Raw genomic sequence first — 20,235 nt, forward strand, 5'->3', positions numbered from 1 at the left:
CCCCACGCCGCACTCAGCCCGCGAGATGACTCCACGCCGGCGCGAGCTCCTGCCAGGGACCGGTGGCTGCCACCTCTCCGTCGACGAGGACGACGACCCGATCGGCCTGGGCCAGGGCCGACCGCTTGGCCGTGGCGCCGATCACCGTCGTCCCCCGTTCCCGCAGCGCCGCCCACAACTCGATCTCGGTGCTGGCGTCCAGGGCGCTGGAGATGTCGTCGGCCAGGAGCAGCTCGGTGTCGGCGGCGAGCGCCCGCGCGAGGGCGAGCCGCTGGACCTGACCGCCGGAGAGCCGGACGCCGCGGTGCCCGACGACGGCGTCCTTCCCACCGGCGTCCTCGATGTCACGTCCGAGCCGGGCGGCGGAGACCGGGTCCTCGAAGGTCCGCCGGTGGCCCAGCAGCACGTTGTCGGAGAAGCTGCCGGACAGCACCCGCGGCACCTGGGCGACGTGGGCGACCTGCGCGGGCCGCAGGAACGCCTGGGGGTCGGTGACCGGCTGGCCGTTCCAGAGCAGGACGCCGGTGTGCTCGATCAGCCCAGCCAGCGCCGACAGCAGGCTGGACTTGCCGGCGCCGACCTGCCCGACGAGCAGCACGAGCTCACCGGCCTCCACGGTGAGGTCCACGCTGCTGACGCCGATCGTGCCGTCGTCGTGAATCGCCGAGAACCCGCGCAACTCGAGGCGCTCCAACGGAACCCGCCGGACCGGCTCCGGCGCCGGGGCCACCCCGGTGACGAGGTCGACGTCCGGGGGGAGGTCCATCAGGTCGGCCCCGCCGGCGAACCGGCTGGTCTCCTTCTGCCATGCCCGGGTCCCGGGCGCCTCGGTGACCACCATCCCGGCGACCCGACCGAACCAGTCGAACCCGCCGACCGCGTTGGCCACGAGCAGGGCGACCGCCAGGCTCCAGCCGTCCAGGAAGTAGATCCCCCACGCCGCGACGACGCCGCTCTGCACCATCACCATGGGCACGCCGTCCAGGAACGCCTGCACCCGGTGCTCCTTGACCGCGGCGTCGACCCGGCCGGAGTCCACGCGGCGCAGGTGGGCATGCAGCTCCGGGACGGCGGCAGCTAGCTTGACGGTGCGCACCGAGTCGAGCCCGGAGACGAGGGCGCGCCCGAACCTGGCCCGGGCCCCGGACGCCGCGGCCGCCGACCGACCGGCGATGGGCCGGCCGAGCGTCGAGGCGAGCGCCGAGGCCACCATCACGGCGAGCAGCACCGCGCCGGCCACCCAGGTGCCGGCGAGGAGCGCGGTGACGCTGGCGATGACCAGGCCGTTGAGGAAGTCGATCCACCGATCGGCGTACCGGGCGTAGCGGTCGGCGTCCATCGAGCGGGCGACGACCTCGCCGGGCGGCGTGCGCGCCAGCCGGCGCTGCCCCGTCTGGCCGTAGAGCACCGCCATCCGGGCCCGGAGCAGGACCTCCACCCACCACCGCGGATAGCGCCAGAAGGCGTTGGCCAGCATGAGCGGGGCGGCGAGCAGACTCATCGCGACCGCGCCGGTCAGCCACCACGGGTCCCCGCCCGCCTGGAGGGTCTCCACGGTCCGGCCCCACAGGAGTCCGGTGACGGCGCCCTGGGCTCCGGTGAGGGCGGCGAGCAGGAACAGGAGCGCCCCGAGCAGCCCCCACACCGGACGCACCACGAGCGCGTGGGCGATGCCGCGCGCCAGCGAGGGACCCGTGCCGGCGTCCTCGATCTCCGGCGGCGGACCGGACCGGCGGCGCCCCCCGACGCCGTCGTGGTCCGCCGCGGAGAACTCGGCCGCGGACAGCTCGGCGGCGGAGGGCTCGGCCGCGGAGGGCTCGGCCGCGGTGAGCTCGGCCGCGACCTGCCCCTTGGCGTCGATGCCGTCCGCGGCGGCCGGGTCGTGGCCGTGGTCGGTGCGGCTGGCCGTCAGCAGGTCGCGGAACGGCCCGGGGGTTACAGCGAGCTCGGTGCGCGGACCCTGCTGAACGATGCGCCCGCGGTCCAGGACGGCGACCAGCGGGGCCCGCTCGATCGTGGACAGCCGGTGGGCGACGAGGATCCCGGTCCGGGCCGTGAGCAGTCGGCTGGCGGCGGCCACGACGCGGCGCTCGGTGAGTGGGTCCATCCGGGCGGTGGCTTCGTCGAGCACGACCACCCGGACGTCGCGGACCAGCAGGCGCGCGAAGGCGACCAGCTGCTCCTCCCCCGCCGACAGCGACGTCCCGCCGGGTCCGAGGAGCGTCTCGAGGCCGTCCGGCAGGCCGGCGACCCAGCCGGCCAGGCCGAGTTCCGCCACGGCCGCCTCGACCCGGTCTCTCGGGACGTCGGCGAACAGGGTGATGTTCTCGGCGAGGGTGCCGGCAAGGATCTCCGTGCGCTGCGTGACGACGCCGACGGAACGCCGAAGGAGCTGCAGGTCCAGGTCCCGGACGTCGACGCCGCCGAGGAACACGGTGCCCGGCGGTGGCTCCATCGCCCGGGACACCAGGGCGGCCAAGGTCGACTTGCCGGAGCCGGTGCGGCCGACCAGGGCGACCGTCTGGCCGGCGGGGACGTGCAGGTCGATGCCCCGCAGTGCGAACGTCCCCTCGGCGTAGGAGAAGTCGAGACCCCGTAGTTCCAGGTCGACCGGCCCGTCGGGAACGGGACGGCCGCCCTCCGGCTCGGGGACGACGTCCAGCATCTGACGCAGTCGGATGACGGCCCCAAGGCCGGCCTGCAGGTCCGGCAGGTGGTTGGCGACCATCGCGATCTGGCCGACGAACGAGGAGGTGACGAGGAAGAGGGTCACCACCTCGGCGACCGAGAGGGCGCCGCTGGAGGTGAGCGCCACGCCGGCGACCGCGACGCCCGCCAGCAGCGCGTGGAGCAGGACGCCGGCGCGCCGGGCCAGGCGGCTCTCGACGTCGACGACCGAGCGGAACTTCGCGTGGACGTCGGCGGACAGCCGGGCCAGGCGGCGCAAGACGTAGGCCTGGCCCAGGCTGGTGCGCAGGTCGTCGCGGCCGGCGATGCCCTCCTCGAGGACGGCGGCGTGGTCGGTCCACGCCATCTCCTCGACCACCTTGCGGCGCGAGATCTCCCCGAGCAGCGACCGGACGGCGAACCAGGTGACGGCCGCGAGCACCGGGAACAGGACGAAGGACGGCCACCATGTGACGCCGGCGACCACCCACATCGGCAGGGCGCCGAAGACCGTGCGGGCGAGCATCCAGAACTGCCACCGGACGAGGTTGCCGACCTCGTGGCTGTCGTCGTCGATCCGGTCGAGGATCTCGCCGACCGCCTGCTCGCTGAGCGCGGGCAGCGGTTGGCGCAGCGCCGCCTGGAGCAGGTCCTCACGCAGCCGGCCCTCGGCGCGGTCCGAGCAGCCGACCCAGGCGATCTTGCCGGCGGTGTCGATGACGGCGGCGCCGACGAGGCAGACGGCGAGCAGCCAGACCAGGGCCCGGGTCGGGTTCTCGGCGAGCTGCCCGGCCACGACGGTGCCCAGCGTCATCCCGACCGCTCCCACCGCGGACGCGGTCAGGGCGGCCGCCGCGACGGGGCTCTTCAGCCGCCGCCAGTCGATCCGGCGGGACGGGTCGACGTCCGGAGGGGCCGCCCGCCGCTGGTCCGGGGTGGCGGCCTCCGCCGTGATCGCAGCCATGGTGGGGCCACGCTATGCGGAGGAGGGGACGTTCTTCGCCTGGTTTTTCTGCCGGCGAAGGCCCGCCAAGGGCTGTCCGGACCGCGAGCGGGCGGCGAGGGCCGCGGCCGCGCTCTCAGGCCGCCAACGCCGCTGCCTCGTGCCCGATCGCTGACACCGGGGGCACCGTTGTCCGATGGTACCGCCCGTAGTACCATCGGGCAGTGGTTTCGGTGGAGGCAATCGTCGCAGCGATGCGCCGCAGCCAGCACAACATCTCCTACGACGACCTCCGAAAAGTCTGTGAACATTATTTCGGGACACCCCGCCAAGCGAATTCCTCGCACGCCGTGTTCAAGACTCCTTGGTCAGGTGACCCGCGCGTGAACATCCAGAATGACAAGGGCAAGGCCAAAGCCTACCAAGTCCGCCAGGTGCTTAAAGCGATTGACAAAAAAGAGGAGGAGAAGTGATGGAGACCCTACAGCGTCCGCACATCGACGTGTCACATTATACGTACCGCGTCACCTGGTCGGCGGAAGACGATGCCTTCGTCGCCACCGTGGTGGAGTTTCCCTCCCTCTCGTGGCTGGCACCCTCCCAGATCGAGGCTCTCCAAGGCCTTGAGGCCCTGCTGTCAGACGTTATTGCCGACATGCTGCAACAGGGCGAAGACGTGCCGGAGCCGATCTCTGAGCGCAGTTACTCCGGTAAGTTCAATCTCCGGCTGGGCGAGACGCTGCACCGAGACATTGCACTGCGTGCGGCCGAGGAGAATCTGAGCATCAACCAATGGGTGGTTCGAAAGCTTATGGCCGACGGATGACGTCCATGCATGGCGTCTGGCGCTCTCCTTAGTTGTGGAGCCGGCGCGACCGAGGGGCGCGCTGCGCTAGCGCCTCGACGGCCTTCGCCGTCGGACGTGGCCTCATCGGAGAATCATATTCCTCCTCAAGTCCAGACAGCCACGATGAGGGAGCAGATCGCGGCCACGAAGGAGGCCGCCGCGATGCACACCGACACCCGGGCCGCCATCTCGGTGGATCTGGCGCGATGCTCACTGCGCAGGTCCCCGATCTCGCCTACTAGTTGCTGCATGAGCGTGGCCGAGCCGCCGACCCTCTGCCACGTCTCGAAGACCGCACCCACACGGTCCATGTCGGATATGGACTGCCACCACCACTGACGACGGAACTCGTCAAAGTGGCCGGCCGTCGAAAGGGCTTGCTTGCGGTTCCACTCTTCACCGTCAGCGAGTTCGCGGGCGAAGCCGAGGAGCCAATCTCGCTGCAGCACCGCGAGGAGCATCGCATCGGCCAGTTGTCCCCTGATCTCCCCGACGTAACTCCGCCAGCCGGGTGGCGGAGCCACCACCACACCATGGCGGGCGATCCGAGCGACTAGCCCAGAAGCCAGGAGCCGCTCACCCGCGACGACGGCACCATCGGGCATGGTGTCTGTGGGCAACTCGGTGAGGACGTCGAACCACGCGTCGACGGAGGCCGTGGCCGGCGGGTGGAATGGCGGCGGGTCGGACGTATCCGTCACCAGAGCAACCACAGTGGCACGGGCGACCCGCTCATCCAGCTGCCAGCCATGAAGCAAAGACTCCACGGCTTCGCGGGCTCGTTGACGCCGGGGCCGGGAAAGTTCACTTACCGCCTTCAGTTGCTCGCTAGTTCCGCCTCGCGGCCCCCTGGAGATTTCGAGATGAACGAGACCGTAGGCTTCCGGGGCATGGGGCGTCAGCGGCTCGGCCCGTACAAGCTCAGCGACGCGGCAGTGGACCCCAGGAGCGAGCAAACGATCGACGTTGCGCCAGTGGCGTCGCGGCGGAGTGACCAGCCGCCGGATCGGCTCGGGATTGACGTAGGGGTCGGTTCGCGTGGCGGAGTCGTACTGGCGGTTGTTGGTGCCAGGTTCTGGCCAGGCGCCCGTCAGCCAGTCAACCGACGTCTCCTGCTGACCACGCGCGACTAGAGGCCACAGGACGGTGACGTACAGGAACGGTTCATCCATCGCAGTCGTCCCCTCCTCCGTGCCTGTTGGTCGCCGTATGGGAAGGCACTCCAGGGTGATGAGCGCGACACGCAACTCCTGTAACCGGATGATCACCACCTGTCAAGCCTGGTCACGCCACCGCCAGACGCGGCAACTCGCGCACGGCGTGCGCGCCATCGTCTCTTAGCCGCTCCTTGGCCCAGTCGAGCACGACCGGCTCCTGGGCGAACAGCACGATCTGCCGCTCCTCGGACAGCCGCAGCAGCAGGTCCAGCAGCTGGCGGGTGCGCCCGTCGTCCGCCTGGACCGTGACGTCGTCCAGCAGGAGCGGACTCGTCTCACCCTCGGTGGTCAGGTGCTCGGCCAGCGCCACGCGCAGCAGGAGGTAGACCTGTTCGGCGGTGCCCACGGACAGCTGGTCCGCGGACCGCCAGCGCCGCTCCGGCCCGCACACCTGCACCCGCAGCGTGGCCGGGTCGACGGTGGCGTCGACGTACCGGCCCTCGGTGACCACCGGCAGCCAGCCGCGCAGCGTGGTCGCGATCACCGGGGCGATGTCGCGGTGCACCGTGTCCTGGGCGCGGGTGAGGAACTGCTGGGTGAGGGTCAGCGTCCGGGACAGCTCGGTCACCCGGTCGAGCTCCGCGGTGGCGGCGGCGAGCTCCTCCTCGGCCTCGGCGACCGACGGGAGGGCGCGGGCCCGTTCCTGCAGCACGCCGTCCGCGTGCTCGGCCCGCGCAGCGGCCTGCCTGGCCTCGGCCCGGGCGGCGTCGAGGGCCTCTCCGGTTGCCCGCAGGTGCTGGGCGGCGGCCTGCGCGTCGAGCGACCCGGTGACACCGATGGCGCGGGCGTGCTGGTCGCGGCGCTCGGCGGCCTCGGCGGCCACCTGCCGGTCACGGTGGAGCGCGAGGTCGGCCCGGTCCCGGTCCTCCGCCAGCACCTGGACGTTCTTGCGGACGTCCTCGACAGTGTCTCCCGCCAGCAGGGTCGTCAGCTCCGACCACTCCCGCTGGCGCTGCTCGCGGCCGGCGGCCGCGGCGTCCTGGCCTTGCTGCCACTGCTCGAGTCGGACGGCGAGAAGGTCCAGGTCGTCGTCCGCGCCGCCGGGGCTGGCCGAGTCGGTCACGCCGACCAGGGCGGCGGCGGACCGCAGCGCCTCGCCGGCCTCCTCACGCCGCCGGTGCGCCTGCGCGGCGGCGGCCTCCTCACGCCGTCGGGCATCCAGGGCGGCCAGCAGGCTGTCGCGCCGCGCCGCCGCTGCGGCGGTCTGCGCGCGCACCGCGCACTGCTCCTCGTAGGCGCGCACGGCGCTCTCGACGGGCTCATCGTCCTGGACCGGGTGGCCACGGTCGGCCAGCGCCGCGCGCAGCCGGTCACCGGCCGCCGTGACGTCCTCCGCGCAGGTGTGGGCGTCGCGCTCCCACCGGTCGAGCCGAGCGCGTTCCTCGAGCACCTGCTCGGCCTGGGCCGCGAGCTCACGCAGGCGCTGCGGGTCGGTGGGCAGGCCGCGGGCCGCGGCCCGGGACTCGATCTCCGCTCGCACCGCCTCGGCGCGCTGAGCCGCCGACAGTGCGGCGGCGCGCCGGCCCTCGAGCTCGGCGACGGTCCGCTCGGCGGCCAGCACGTCGGCGGGCGGGGCACTGCTGCCGGCCGTGGCGGCCCGCCGTCGTCCGAGGACGACCGCACCGACGGCGGCGCCGGCCGCGACCAGCCCGGCGCCCACGGCGGCCGGCACCTGACCGGCGACGCCCAGCACCACCGCCAGCGCGGCAGCGAGCCCGGCGAGCACCCAGCCGACGAGCGCCGTCCGCGGCCCGGAGGCGGCGGGTGCCCCGGCGGCGCGTGCCGCAGCGAGCGCGCGCCGGGCCTGCTCCAGCTGGCGGTCCAGGTCCGCGGTATCGGGTTCGGCAGTCCGGACGCCGTCCAGCTGGGAGGCGAGGTCGCGGACGACGGCGGGCCCGGCGGCGACGGCGGCGGCCACGTCGGGACGCTCGTGCAGGCCCTCGGTGACCTGCGGTCGGCGGTCGTCGTGCGCCTGGGCCACGGCCACGGCGTTCTGGTAGCGGTCGAGCGCGGTCCGGACCTGCGCGCTGACCGCCGTGTCGCCCTCGGGTGCGGCCGGCAGGGCCTCCACCTGGGCCTCGAGGTCTGCGGCGGTGGGCCCGTGCAAGGTGGGTGGCGCCGGGGCGGCGCGCCAAGCGGCCAGGGCGTCGGTGACGGCTCGCGACTGGTGCCCGGCGTCCTCGTGCCGGGCCGGCGGCCCGTCGGGGAAGGTGGCGTGCAGTTTCTCGATGCGGTCCAGCCGCTCGCTCTCGGCGGTCAGCCGGGTGGCGGCGTCCTGCGCCTGCCGCTCGGCCAGGCTGACACGCTCAGCGGCGGTCGCGGCGTCCCGGACGAGGGACACCAGCGTCTCCGCGGACCGGTGAGCGTCCTCGGCTGCGCGGACGGCGTCCTCGGCGGCGGCGGCCGCGGCGCGCTGGACGTCGGCGTCCTCGACCAGCTCGAGGTACTCCTCGTGGGCGGACCGGGCACGGTCGAGTGCCGCCTGTGCGACGGCGAGCCGGTCCTTGGCCTTGCGCAGTGGACGGGTCGAGTTGGCCTGGTCGCGTCCGACCCGCTCACGCATGAACGTGTCGAGGGCGGTGAGGGCAGCGGCGGCCGTCGCGTCGGTGCCGGCGGTGGACGCCGCGCGCTGGAGGTGCTCCTGCAGTCCGTCCGCGGAGGCGAGCACGGACAGTAGCTGTGCCTGGGAGACGCACGCGGTCGCCGCGAAGGACGTGCGGTCCAGGCCGAGCCAGCGGGAGGCGTCCGGCGCGCCGTCGTGCATGATCTCGTCGGAGACGTCGCGGCCGAGCGCCAGGTCCATGGCCCGGCAGTCGACCTTGCCCTCGAGGTCGTGGGTCAGCTCGACCCGCCGGCCGTCGTTCAGGACGACGACGGCGGACACCCGCCAGTCCGGGTGGTCCCACGGGCGGTGCTTCGTGGCGAACGCCCGCTCCTGCTTGGTCGACGCACCCCGGCCGCGGCGTCGGCCGACGAGGGCGGCGTAGATCGCGGCGTGCCAGGAGGACTTGGCGGACTCGTTGACGCCGGCGATGACGTTCATCCCCGGGGCCAGCTCGAGGCTCTGGTCGACCAGTGGGCCGAACGCGTGCGCGGTGACGGACTCGATGCGCATGTCAGTGCACCTCCAGCTCGCTGGCTCGCCCGTCCAGGGCTCGCAGCCCGGTGACGATGACCCGGCGCTGCTCGTCCTCGTCGAGGCCGGCGGCGAGCACGTCGCGGACGAACTGGCCGCGCACCGTGTGCTCGGCGGCCAGCGCCTGGACGTCGTAGCCGACCGTGACCCGGCCGAGCCGGGGCACGAGGGCGTCCAGGTGGGCGCCGACCCCGTCGAGGTCACCCAGGTGCACCTCGACGTCCGGGGCGACCTCACCGGACACGGTGACCCGGACGATGCCGGTCAACCCGCGGACGGCCGCCTCGGTGCGTTCGCGGACCTCGCTGGACGACGTCGCGCCGGTCACGTCGACGGTCACGTCATGCACCGCCGTCGACGCCACCGGGTGCCGCTGACGCTCGACGGTGCCGTCGTCGTGGACGGTGACGAGGACGGCCGCCCGCTCGCCGGTCTCGCCGAACGACAACGGGTCCGGGTTGCCCGGGTAGGTGTGCCGCTCGGCGTCCCGCGGGGTGTGGAAGTGGCCGAGCATCGCGTGGTGGATGCCGGACCGCTCGATCTGCTCTGCGGAGAACGGGGCGTGCGGTGCCTTGCCGGCCTCCTGGAACGCCAGGGCGGCGGCCTCCGAACCGTGGAAGAGCGCGACGTGGACGCCGCCGCGGTCGACGCGCCAGTCGCCGGTCAGGAAGCCGTCGGTGTTGGCCGGGGCGCGGTGGGCCGCTCCCCACAGGGTGAGGCCGTCTTCCAAGGGGACCGGGAGCAGTCGGTCCTCGGTGAACACGTGGACGTTCGGCGTCCACTCGACCTGCCGGTACAGGCTCGCGGGGCCGTACCAGTCGTGGTTGCCGGGGGCCAGGTAGACCGGGCGCTCGGTGCGGGCGAACTGCTCGCGCAGGAAGTTCGCGGTGTCAGGGGTGAAGCGCTCGTGCTCGTACAGGTCGCCGGCACAGGCGATGGCGTCGGCGTCCAGCTCCTCGGCGAGCTCGACGATGCGGCACAGCGTGTCGCGCAGGGCGTGCCGGCGCCGACGGGCCAGGTCCGGGCCGGCCCAGCTGAACGGCGTGTCGAGGTGCAGGTCCGAGAACAGCAAGAACTTCATGGCACTTCCCCGTTCCTGGCCCTGTCCCCCGGCGCTGCGGACCGGGCGGGACAGGGCCGTCTCCGCTGGTCCTTCGATACTGCCAGGGGGCACCGACAACGACGTGGACCTCGGGCTGCGTGGTCCTGCCGGGCCGGGCTACCAACCAAGCCCGGCTGCCATTCCCATGGAAGAGGACCGTGGGCCGCCACCGCATCGTCGCGGGTGCCTGCACACTCGCGGGTGCGCCCAACGTCGGACGGTGCCGGATGGTCGTGCCCCGCTAGGCGTGCCGCCGTGCCCTTGCGCCACCTGCGAGACTGAGCGCCCGGCGCTGGCCAGCAGTCATCTTGACCCGCACCTTGCTATTGCGGAGCGCAGACCGGACTACCTTCGCGCGCGCCTCCGGCGTCACGTTCACCCGAACAATCTTCTCCGCCATGCCGCTCAGTGTCCCCCCTTCCCGGGTGCCTTGCCAGTACCGGAGCGTGCCGGCCGCTCGTTCAACAGATCTATCAGCAGCCGGGCGTACGCCCGGGCCACTGCTTCCGCGCTTGCTGCCAGCGTCTCCCACTCGTCGCCGGCGCCGGCCGCTTCCTCCAGCGCAAGGTCCTCTCCGGGAACCAGGACAGCGAGTGCGCCAACAGGGGCGCCGTCGTCCATGGCGTATGCCATGGCAGTCCAACACTGCGGCCGGACCGTGATGCCAGTCTCGTAGGGCCGCTGGTTGGCTCGTCGGTCTAGGTCTCCGAGCGTTGCGTCGTCGTAGTCGTCGCCAATCTGATAGGTGCGCTCTAGCCGGCCGTCCTCGCCGAGGGTGTAACCGATCAACGTCGCGTCCTGTCCCCAGGCAGGCAGCAGCTGAGGAAGCCCGGCTAGACCCGCCTGGAAGGCCATCTGCGCGTACGCTCCAACCTCCTCGTCCGGCTCGAAGGGCCCCATATCGCCGGTGGTCACGTCGTCGAGGGCGGACGCGGTCTGAAACTGCCGGACGTTCAGGTTGATGTCGGTCCGACTAGCGGCATTCGCGTGGCTCAGCGCGGAGGCTTGGGTACGAATGCGAGTGATTTCCTCCTTCAGCTCTCGAGCTTCCTCGCGCGCCTCCTCAAGTCTACGGCGAAGGGTGACCACTCCGTAAAGTTCAAGTTCACTGACCTCGGGCAACAACAGGAGCGCTGCCACGATCAGGTACAGCGCCACGCGAGGGTCGGAGAGCCCCATTGGCTCGCAGACCTGCACCACCGCAGTGCCCGCGACTTCGTCGCGGCAGACTTCGGGCGCCCCCTGCCACAGGAGGACCCCTGCACCCCAGCCGAGCAGAAGAACAAGAGCGCCCCGACGAACCCAGGTCCCGCCCCGGTGCGGCACCGGAGCTGACTTCCACGAACTCAACATGTCCCGGAGACTAGAGACAACCACCGACACCGACGCGGCCGCAAGAGCCGCGCGGGAGAGTCAAACACCCCACCGATATGTGGCAGGGTCTAGCCCGCGCTGCTGCCGACCGTCGCCTCATCCTCCACTCACTTCAAAGCGACCGCATTCGGTTTAGCCAGAGCCCGGTTCCTATTCGAGCCAGAGCAGCGGCACAGTTGAGGACTATAACCATGAACCCCGGTGCGCCCGGCAAGAGGGATGGCGAGTGACCGCGTAACCCCGCCACGCGGGAGGGACGCGGGAACCGTCTGGTGCTCTCAAACTCAGGATCCCAGGCGTCGAACCCGCCCCTGAGCAATTCCTACTGTCCCTTGACAGTTCAGGTCCGCGGGGCCCGGCGCCCCGGGCTGGCCGCCGGGGACGTCACTTCGATCGGCGCTTTGGCGTCTGCGCCAACGCGCTGCCGGCGGCGGACTTGCTGGCCTTGCTCGTGCGCCCGTCGCGCAAAACCTTGCTGGCCGCCTTCGCCGCCTTGGCGCCGGTCTGCTTGCTGTTCTTGCTCATCTCTTACTCACCCCCTTCCGTGCCGGTTACGTCGCCGGCACCGAAGGTGATGTCATACGGACTTCCACACCCGCACGGACACCACCGTCTGTGCCTATGAAGGCCCGGCCCGGCAAGGCCGGGCCTTCGTGCTTGCCGCTGGCCGGTTGACCCGCGGTTCCTACTCGATCACACGTCACCGACTGTTCCTGTCCAGGGAGTGTGGTCAACGGGCACCGGCCCGGTCCCACTGCGGGTACCGGGCCGGCGTTGTCGCCATCAGGTATCACCCATCAAAACGCGATAGATCATGGCATTTGGTGCCGTGCAGTCGCGCCATTTTGTGCAACTGCCGTATGCCCGTCCGTGCAACTCGGCATCAGCTGCAGCCGCTCGTGCTCCCACACCCCTCGCACACGTAGCAGCTGCCCGCGGGCCGCATCTTGGTGCCGCAGGTGAAGCACATCGGTGCGTCCGACGCCTTGCCCTGCAGCGCCTCCATCAGCTCGGCCGACGAGTGGACCTCGACCGGCGCGGACTTGGCGGTCGCCGCCCCGGCGCCGGACTCGGTCGCCTCGGCGGGAACCGGCTTGGCCTGTGTTACCGGCGCCGACTGCGAGAGTCCCTCGTAGTCGTCGTCCGACTCCTCCGTGATCGGCTCGTAGGTGCCGGTCTCGAGCTGGCGGGCCCGCTCGGCGGCCGTGTAGATGCCCATCCCGGCCCGCGTCTCGAACGGCAGGTAGTCCAGGGCCAGGCGGCGGAAGACGTAGTCCATGACGGACTGGCTCATCCGCACGTCCGGGTCGTCGGTCAGACCGGCCGGCTCGAACCGCATGTTGGTGAACTTCTCGACGTAGGTCTCCAGCGGCACGCCGTACTGCAGCGCGATGGAGATCGCGATCGAGAAGGCGTCCATCACGCCGGCCAGGGTCGAGCCCTGCTTGCCGAGCTTGAGGAACACCTCGCCGAGGCCGTCGTCCGGGTAGGACCCGGCCGTCATGTACCCCTCGGCGCCACCGACGCTGAAGGACGTCGTCCGGCTCGGACGAGACTTCGGCAGCCGCCGGCGGGTCGGCCGGTACTCGACGACCTTCTCCACCTTGGGCTCGTCGGCCGCGGCCTCCTTCTTCTTGCCGTCGCCGAGCGGCTGACCGACCTTGCAGTTGTCGCGATACACCGCGATGGCCTTCAGGCCGAGCTTCCACCCCTGGAAGTAGATGTCCTCGATTTCTTCGACGGTCGCCGACTCCGGCAGGTTCACGGTCTTCGAGATGGCCCCTGAGATGAACGGCTGCGCCGCAGCCATCATCCGGACGTGGCCCATCGGCTTGATGGCCCGCTCACCGATCGCGCAGTCGAACACCTCGTAGTGCTCCGGCTTGAGGCCAGGGGCGTCCACAACATGCCCGTGCTCGGCGATGTACTCGACGATCGCCTCGACCGTCTCGTCGGCGTAGCCGAGCTTGCGCAGCGCCCGCGGAATCGTCTGGTTGACGATCTGCATCGACCCGCCGCCGACAAGCTTCTTGAACTTGACCAGGGAAAAGTCGGGCTCAATTCCCGTGGTATCACAGTCCATCATAAATCCAATGGTGCCGGTCGGAGCCAGAACACTGGCCTGTGCATTTCTCCAACCATTCTTGGCGCCAATGGAGTTGCCCTCTTCCCACATCTTCGTCGCGAGCCGCTGCACGTCCTTGTCGATTGTGTGCATCGTGCGGATCGCGTCGTTCGCCGCGGCGTGCTTGCGCATCACCCGGGCGTGGGCCTCGGCGTTGCGGGCAAAACCCTCGTACGGTCCGACCACGCCGGCCAGCTCCGCCGACCTCTTGTACGCCGTCCCCGTCATCAGGGACGTGATCGCCGCGGCCAGCGCGCGACCGCCGTCCGAGTCGTACGCCAGGCCGGAGGCCATGAGCAGGGCGCCAAGGTTGGCGTACCCGATGCCGAGCTGTCGGAACTTGCGCGTGGTGTCGCCGATCGCCTCGGTCGGGAAGTCCGCGAAGCAGATCGAGATGTCCATCGCCGTGATGACGAGCTCGACGGCCTTGGCGAACGTCTCGGCGTCGAAGCTGCCGTCGTCCTTGAGGAACTTCAGCAGGTTCAGGCTCGCGAGGTTGCAGCTGGAGTTGTCCAGGTGCATGTACTCGGAGCACGGGTTGGAGGCGTTGATCCGGCCCGACTCCGGCGTGGTGTGCCAGTCGTTGATCGTGTCGTCGTACTGGACGCCCGGGTCGGCGCACTCCCACGCCGCCTTGGCGATCTTCTTCCACAGGTCACGGGCGTCGATCTCCTCGATCACCTCGCCGGTGGTGCGGGCGGTCAGGCCGAACCGGCCGCCCTCCTCCACCGCCCGCATGAACGCGTCGCTGACCCGCACGGAGTTGTTGGCGTTCTGGTACTGAACGCTCGTGATGTCCTTGCCGCCGAGGTCCATGTCGAAGCCGGCGTCGCGCAGGACCCGGATCTTGTCCTCCTCGCGCGCCTTGGTCTCGACGAACTCCTCGATGTCCGGGTGGTCGACGTCCAGGACGACCATCTTCGCCGCCCGGCGGGTCGCCCCGCCGGACTTGATCGTCCCGGCGGAGGCATCAGCCCCCCGCATGAACGACACCGGACCGGACGCCGTCCCGCCGCTGGAGCGCAGCAGCTCCTTCGACGAACGGATCCGCGACAGGTTGAGGCCGGCGCCGGAGCCGCCCTTGAAGATCATCCCCTCCTCGCGGTACCAGTTGAGGATCGAGTCCATCGAGTCGTCGACGGAGAGGATGAAGCAGTTGTGGACTCGAAGGTTTCCGCTCAGGTACTCGCCGGACTCGGTCTGGATGTCATAGACGTCCATGGCACCGATCGGCTCGATGCGGGCGATCTCAAGCCTCTTCGTCGCCTGGGAAGAAAGGCCAGGCTTGTCGAAGCTTCGCTCAAGCTTCTCACTCTTGATGGGATCGACGAAACCGATCTCGTCGGTGAACGTCCTCCGGTCGCCCTCGTTCTGGATGCGCAGCGTCCAGCAGCCGACACGATCCGTGCGGGCGTCCCTCTTGAAGCCGACGCGGGAGAAAATTCCGAACCGCAACAGCAGAGACTGCATTCCGCGAATGATCCCTTCGGAGATCATGTCGACCTCAACCACGGTGGAAGACGACCGTGCTGAGACAAAACCTTCGGCCTGGAAGACGCTCCGCAGATAGGCAGCGACAACCGGCAACGGGGCGCTGTAGAGCTGGGCCGGGACGGTCATCTCGACCCCACGCGTCCGGAGGCCCCACCGCTCGACGAAGTCCGTGAGCGGCTCGCCGTACAGCCGCGTACGACGACAGTCGAGCGTGGCGTCCTTGGTCTCCACGCGCCGCTCATGGCGGTGGACGTTGGGGAAAACGACATCGAGCGCATCCGTCACCCACGCCTTCTCTGCGTCGGTGACCGTCATAGCCTCAATGGTCAACGAGCGGTTGGTTCCCTCGTAACGCCCAACGAAACCATCCGACTGCAGCCACCCAGCCAAGGCGGCCTCTGCCACATCGCGGCGGGTGATTTCGGCGTCTCCGAACGCCTCCCTGCGGTGCCACTCCAACTGATCCCCGGCCTGCAGGGTTCCGGCAGGGACGAACCCGCCAGTGCCCTGACCGGAACTCTTCCACACCAAGTGGTCCGCAGTGACGTCGAGCTGGTACCCGGCCTTGGTGTGAATGCGCAGCACGTCCTTCACACCATTGTGCTTGACCGCCAGGATCTTGGTGAGCCCGTGAGCGTCGTAGACCTTCGTCCCGACAGCGTTGCGCTCCACCAGCTCACCGATTGGCACGAAGCCGTCAGGCGTGCTGACGAGCGCGTCGTACGGCTGGCAGGCGCTCACCTGCTGCGGGCTCGACGTCCCGACGTTGAACCACACCGGCGAGTTGAACGAGAACACCTGGTGCAGCAGCATCCAGGTCAGTTCGTGCTCGAAGATCTCGGCGTCGGTGTCACCGGCGAAGTAGCCGTGCTCCTTGCCGGCCCGGACGTAGGTGAGCACGACCCGGTCGATGAGCTGCTTGAGGCTCTGCTCGCGCTCCTCGGTCCCCACCGCACCACGGAAGTACTTCGTCGTGACGATCGTCGAGGCGTTGACGCTCCAGAAGTCGGGGAACTCCACGCCTCGCTGCTCGAAGATCGTCTCCCCCGTCTTCCAGTTCGTCTGGACGACGTCCCGCCGCTCCCAGGTCACCTCGTCATAGGGGTGCACACCGGGGGTGGTGTAGACCCGGTCGATGGTCAGGCCCTTGCCGCCGGCGGGCTTCGGCGTCCGCTTGCGGCCCGCGGTGGTGTCGGGCGTGGTCTCCGTCATGGCGTGCTCCCCAATCCCCTGGTGCTCTCAGTGTCGACGTACTGGCGTTGTCGTGGTGCTCGGCGGCCCTGTGGCGGGGCCGGCTGCTGTGGCGTGGTGACCGCTGGCGGCGTCGGCTTCCCCTCCGCCGCCGCCAGCGGTGGTCTAGGTGCCGCGGCGGACGGCGGTCGCGGGCTCGGCGCTGGTCGCGGGCTCGGAGCTGGTCGCGGGCTCGGCGCCGGTCGGCTCCCGCTCCGCGCGCAGCAGAGTGATCGCGGCCTCGAAGTCCTCGAGGGACTCGAAGCCCTGGTAGACGCTGGCGAACCGCAGGTAGGCGACCTCGTCGAGGTCGCGCAGGGGGCCCAGGACGGCGACCCCCACCTCGTGCGCGTCGATCTCGGCACTGCCCGAGGCCCGGATCGACTCCTCGACCTGCTGGGCGAGCAGTGCCAGCTGGTCGTCGGTCACCGGCCGCCCCTGGCAGGCCTTGCGGACCCCGGCGATGACCTTGTCGCGGCTGAACGGCTCACTGACCCCCGAGCGCTTGATCACGGTGAGGCTCGCGGTCTCGGCGGTGGTGAACCGCCGACCGCACTCAGGGCACTGTCGCCGGCGGCGGATCGTCGTGCCGTCGTCGGAGGTGCGCGAGTCCACGACCCGCGAGTCGGTGTGCCGGCAGAACGGACAGTGCACCGTCGTCCTCCTCTCCCGCCTGTCCACCGGCTGTGGACGAGTTCGTCGTCCCTGTCCACAACCTGTGGAAGAATGCCACCAGTGTAACTACTAGATGTTGGGGTGAACGCTAGGCCGAGACCCAGTGGTTGCGCAAGGTCCGCAGGCCGAGTTCTCGCGTGTCGCGGCAAATCCACAGGTCGGTGCCCACGCCGGCGTGTCGCCTCCACCGGCTGTCTGCGGCGGACGCCGTCCTGGCGAACCCGATCGGTCCCGGTTGCGCCCGGTCCGCGCCCCAAGCATGATCACAAGTAGCAGCAGGGTGGGCACCGGTCCTGGTGCCACCACCACACGAGGAGGCAGCTGATGGCATTCACCTGGCCCGAGGACCGCAAGGGCAAGCGCATCCGGGGCGACGAGCGCGCGGCGATGGCCGCCGAGGCGCGGCGGCTCTACGAGTCCGGCAAGTCCATCCGGGACATCCACGAGATCTCCGGGCGCTCCTTCGGGTTCATCCGCAACCTCCTCGTCGAGAGCGGCGTGACCTTCCGCGGCCGCGGTGGAGCCACCCGGCGCAAGGCCTCCTAGCGCAAGGCCTCCTAACTGGCCCAGGCTCCCGACGACGGCGCGTGATCGCCGTCCGAGGAGGAGAAGTCGCGCCGCCAGCGCCACCCGCCCCCGCGCACGGCCGCGACTCCTCCCCCGGTGGCGATCACGCCCGGGTGTCGCACCAGCTGCCCGTCCCTGGCCTTTCGCCCCTGGCCGGCCTTCAGCACGCGGCGCAGGCTGACCGCGGGAGGCAGCCATGCACGCCATCACGGTCTCGGACCTGCACAAGCGCTACGGCGACGTCAGGGCCGTGGATGGCCTGTCGTTCACCGTTGGCTTCGGGGAGGTCTTCGCCGTGGTCGGCCCCAACGGGGCTGGCAAGACGACGACGGTGGAGATCCTCGAGGGGCACCGCCACCGCACCTCCGGCACCGTCGACGTCCTGGGCACCGACCCGGCCACCGGCGGGCGCTCCTACCGGGAGCGGATCGGCATCGTGCTCCAGGACGCCGGCCTGGAGGAGGACTTCACCGTCGCTGAGCTGGTCCGGCTCTACCGCGGCATGTACCCACGCCGGCTCGACGTGGACGAGGTCGTCGCACTGGTCGGGCTCGCCGACAAGCGCGACGCCCGGGTCAAGACGCTCTCGGGCGGGCAGCGGCGCCGCCTCGACCTCGCCCTGGGACTCGTCGGCGACCCGGACGTGCTGTTCCTGGACGAGCCGACCACCGGGTTCGACCCCTCGGCCCGGCGCCGCGCCTGGGACCTCGTCGGGTCACTGCGCGGCCTCGGCAAGACGGTCCTGCTCACCACGCACTACATGGACGAGGCCGAGCACCTCGCGGACCGCGTCGCCGTCGTCGTCGCCGGTCGGCTCGTCGCCTGCGGCACGCCGGAGGAGATCCGGGCTACCGGCGACGCCGTTGCCACCGTGGCGTTCCGGCTTCCGGCCGGCGTGGTGCCCGCCGACCTGCCCGAGCTGGACGGCGCCCTCCTGCCCCGAGGTGCCGGCTGGCGGCTGAGGACGACGACCCCGACCCTGGCGCTGAACAGGCTGACCGGGTGGGCGGTCGGCCGCGGCGAGGAGCTGCCGCAGATCGAGGTGACCCTGCCGTCCCTGGAGGACGTCTACCTCGAGCTCGTCGCGGCTGCGGGCACCGACGCCCGTCCCGACGCCTCGACTTCGGGACCCCGGTGAGTCCGTGAGCACAGGCCTGTCCAGCCGAACGGCACGCCCGTCCACCGAACGACGTCCGTCTCTGGGCCGGCTCGGCCTGGACCAACTGCGGTTCACCCTCACCGACCTGTGGCGGGCTCGGCTCGTCGTCATCTTCACCCTCGTGCTGCCGCTGACCTGGCTCGTCGTCCTCGGGTTCCTCGCCGGCAACGACGTGCTCGACGGCACCTCCGGGATCCGCGTCATGCAGGTGGTGACCCCGAGCGCCGCAACGATGGGCGTGCTGTTCGCGGCCTTCCCCACCGTGGCCACGGCAGTCGCCGTCGCTCGCGAGCGCGGAGTGCTCCGCCGGGTGCGCGGGACGCCGCTACCCGCCGGCGTCTACCTCGGGGCCAAGGTGGTCAGCGCAGCGCTGGTCGCGGTCGCCGCCTACACGCTGATGCTCCTCGTCGGCGTCCTGGTCTACGACGTCCAGGTGTTCTGGCGGACCGTGCCGGCCATGGCAGTCACCGTCCTGGTCGCCACCGCAGCCTTCGCAGCCCTCGGCCTCGCCGTCGCGGCACTGGCCCGCTCGGGCAACACCGCTCAGGCCGTCGCGATCGGGCTGGCGGTGACGATGTCTTTCCTGTCCGGGTTGTTCACCGTCGGGGAGATGCCGGCGTGGATGCAGCACGTCGCTGACGTCCTGCCGGTCGGGGTGCTGCTGCGGGCCCTGCAGGGGCAGCTCGACCCGTTCTCCACCGGCTCAGGGTGGGACGGCGGGGCGCTGGCCGTCCTCGTCGTCTGGGGCGCCGGGGCGGCGGCAGTCACCCTGCGCACCTTCCGCTGGGAGCCGGCGGCCGACCGGACGTCGTCCCGGGGACGGCGGGCCACCACCCACCCGGCACCCGGGCCGACGCCCGACAGCAGCGGGGCCCCTCGGCGTCCGGCGAGTCTGGCCGTGGCCGAGGCCGGTCGTCCGGGCCCGGTGTCCCTGGTCGTCGCGCAGACGGCGGCGGCGACCCGGGCAGCGATGCGGGACCCCGGCTGGCTGTTCTTCGCCGTCGCGATGCCGCTCGGCCTCTTCGTGCTCAACGCGGGGATGAGTCGCTCCGCCGGGGGCGACCCGGATCTGGTCGCCGTCCTGGCGGCCGGCATGATCGCCTTCGGGACGGCCGTCACCGCGTTCGTCAACCTGCCGGAAGCCGTGGCCACCGCCCGGGACCGCGGTGTGCTCAAGAGGCTGCGTGGGACGCCGACACCGGCCGCGGCCTACCTCGCCGGGCGGATCCTGTCGGCGCTCTGGATCGCACTGCTCACCGCCGTCCTCGTTGTCGGGGTGGGCGTGCTGTTCTTCGGCCTGACCCCCACCTGGCCCGGCCTACTGCTCGCCGGCGCGTTCGTCGTCCTGGGTGCGGTGACCCTCGGCGCGTGCGGCTTCGCCCTCGCCGGCGGCCTCCCGGACGCGAAGGCCGTCGGCGCGGTGGGGCTCGGCGTGCTGCTGCCGGCGTCGTTCTTCTCCGACGTCTTCGTCGTGAACCCGCCGCAGTGGATGTCGACGGTCGGGTCGGTGCTGCCGCTGCAGCACGTCGTCCGGCTGCTCGACCGTGCCCTGGACCCGGCTGGGACGGCCGTGGCATGGGGCTCGTTCGCCGTCGTCGTCGTCTGGCTGGTGGGCGCCTCCCTCATCGCGCTGCGAACCTTCCGGTGGGAGGCACGCGAGGACCACGGCCGCGGACGGCGCCCCCACGGCCGGTAGCGT

The 20,235-nt window shown here is 71.0% G+C and carries 13 protein-coding genes; 5 read left to right on the forward strand and 8 right to left on the reverse strand.

All coding sequences use genetic code 11. The features are described from left to right. Positions 1 to 13: 13 nt before the first annotated feature. A complete protein-coding gene (locus tag HJG43_08285; GenBank protein UER54538.1) occupies positions 14 to 3,631 on the reverse strand; it encodes an ABC transporter ATP-binding protein in 3,618 nt (1,205 codons plus the stop codon). A gap of 233 nt (positions 3,632 to 3,864) precedes the next feature. On the opposite strand from HJG43_08285, the gene HJG43_08290 reads away from it, so the two are divergent. After that, positions 3,865 to 4,083 (forward strand): toxin HicA, encoded by a 219-nt coding sequence (locus HJG43_08290; protein ID UER55827.1) that lies wholly within the window; start codon positions 3,865 to 3,867, stop codon positions 4,081 to 4,083. Then, positions 4,083 to 4,436 (forward strand): type II toxin-antitoxin system HicB family antitoxin, encoded by a 354-nt coding sequence (locus tag HJG43_08295; GenBank protein ID UER54539.1) that lies wholly within the window; start codon positions 4,083 to 4,085, stop codon positions 4,434 to 4,436. Before HJG43_08290 ends, HJG43_08295 begins: the two co-directional genes overlap by 1 nt. Before the next feature lie 125 nt (positions 4,437 to 4,561). On the opposite strand, the gene HJG43_08300 is transcribed toward HJG43_08295, so the two are convergent. The 7 genes from HJG43_08300 to nrdR form a co-directional block, all read right to left on the reverse strand. Further along, positions 4,562 to 5,728: a hypothetical protein gene (locus tag HJG43_08300; protein UER54540.1), complete on the reverse strand. Its 1,167-nt coding sequence runs from the start codon at positions 5,726 to 5,728 to the stop codon at positions 4,562 to 4,564. A gap of 13 nt (positions 5,729 to 5,741) precedes the next feature. After that, complete coding sequence (locus HJG43_08305; GenBank protein UER54541.1) at positions 5,742 to 8,789, reverse strand: AAA family ATPase; 3,048 nt, start codon at positions 8,787 to 8,789, stop codon at positions 5,742 to 5,744. A gap of 1 nt (position 8,790) precedes the next feature. Beyond that, a complete protein-coding gene (locus tag HJG43_08310) occupies positions 8,791 to 9,891 on the reverse strand; it encodes a metallophosphoesterase (protein UER54542.1) in 1,101 nt (366 codons plus the stop codon). 426 nt (positions 9,892 to 10,317) lie between these two features. Then, positions 10,318 to 11,070, reverse strand: coding sequence for a hypothetical protein (locus tag HJG43_08315; GenBank protein ID UER54543.1), 753 nt, complete (start codon positions 11,068 to 11,070; stop codon positions 10,318 to 10,320). A 600-nt stretch (positions 11,071 to 11,670) separates the two neighbouring features. Continuing rightward, positions 11,671 to 11,811 carry a hypothetical protein gene (locus HJG43_08320; GenBank protein UER54544.1) on the reverse strand — a complete coding sequence of 47 codons (141 nt, stop codon included), beginning with the start codon at positions 11,809 to 11,811 and terminating at the stop codon, positions 11,671 to 11,673. 358 nt (positions 11,812 to 12,169) lie between these two features. Then, positions 12,170 to 16,117 carry a vitamin B12-dependent ribonucleotide reductase gene (locus tag HJG43_08325; protein UER54545.1) on the reverse strand — a complete coding sequence of 1,316 codons (3,948 nt, stop codon included), beginning with the start codon at positions 16,115 to 16,117 and terminating at the stop codon, positions 12,170 to 12,172. Between the two features lie 144 nt (positions 16,118 to 16,261). Then, on the reverse strand, positions 16,262 to 16,789 hold the full coding sequence (gene nrdR, locus HJG43_08330) for a transcriptional repressor NrdR (protein UER54546.1): 528 nt from the start codon (positions 16,787 to 16,789) through the stop codon (positions 16,262 to 16,264). Positions 16,790 to 17,134: 345 nt separating this feature from the next. Between nrdR and HJG43_08335 the strand changes: the two genes are divergently transcribed. From HJG43_08335 to HJG43_08345, 3 genes are all read left to right on the forward strand, one after another. Beyond that, positions 17,135 to 17,356, forward strand: a complete 222-nt coding sequence (locus tag HJG43_08335) for a transcriptional regulator (GenBank protein ID UER54547.1) — start codon at positions 17,135 to 17,137, stop codon at positions 17,354 to 17,356. A gap of 217 nt (positions 17,357 to 17,573) precedes the next feature. Beyond that, positions 17,574 to 18,515, forward strand: coding sequence for an ABC transporter ATP-binding protein (locus tag HJG43_08340; GenBank protein ID UER54548.1), 942 nt, complete (start codon positions 17,574 to 17,576; stop codon positions 18,513 to 18,515). Between the two features lie 4 nt (positions 18,516 to 18,519). Beyond that, the gene (locus HJG43_08345; protein ID UER54549.1) at positions 18,520 to 20,232 is read left to right on the forward strand and encodes an ABC transporter permease; all 1,713 of its coding nucleotides are present in this window, start codon (positions 18,520 to 18,522) and stop codon (positions 20,230 to 20,232) included. Positions 20,233 to 20,235: the final 3 nt, after the last annotated feature.

Source organism: Kineosporiaceae bacterium SCSIO 59966 (genome assembly GCA_020881835.1).
Lineage (GTDB): Bacteria > Actinomycetota > Actinomycetes > Actinomycetales > SCSIO-59966 > SCSIO-59966.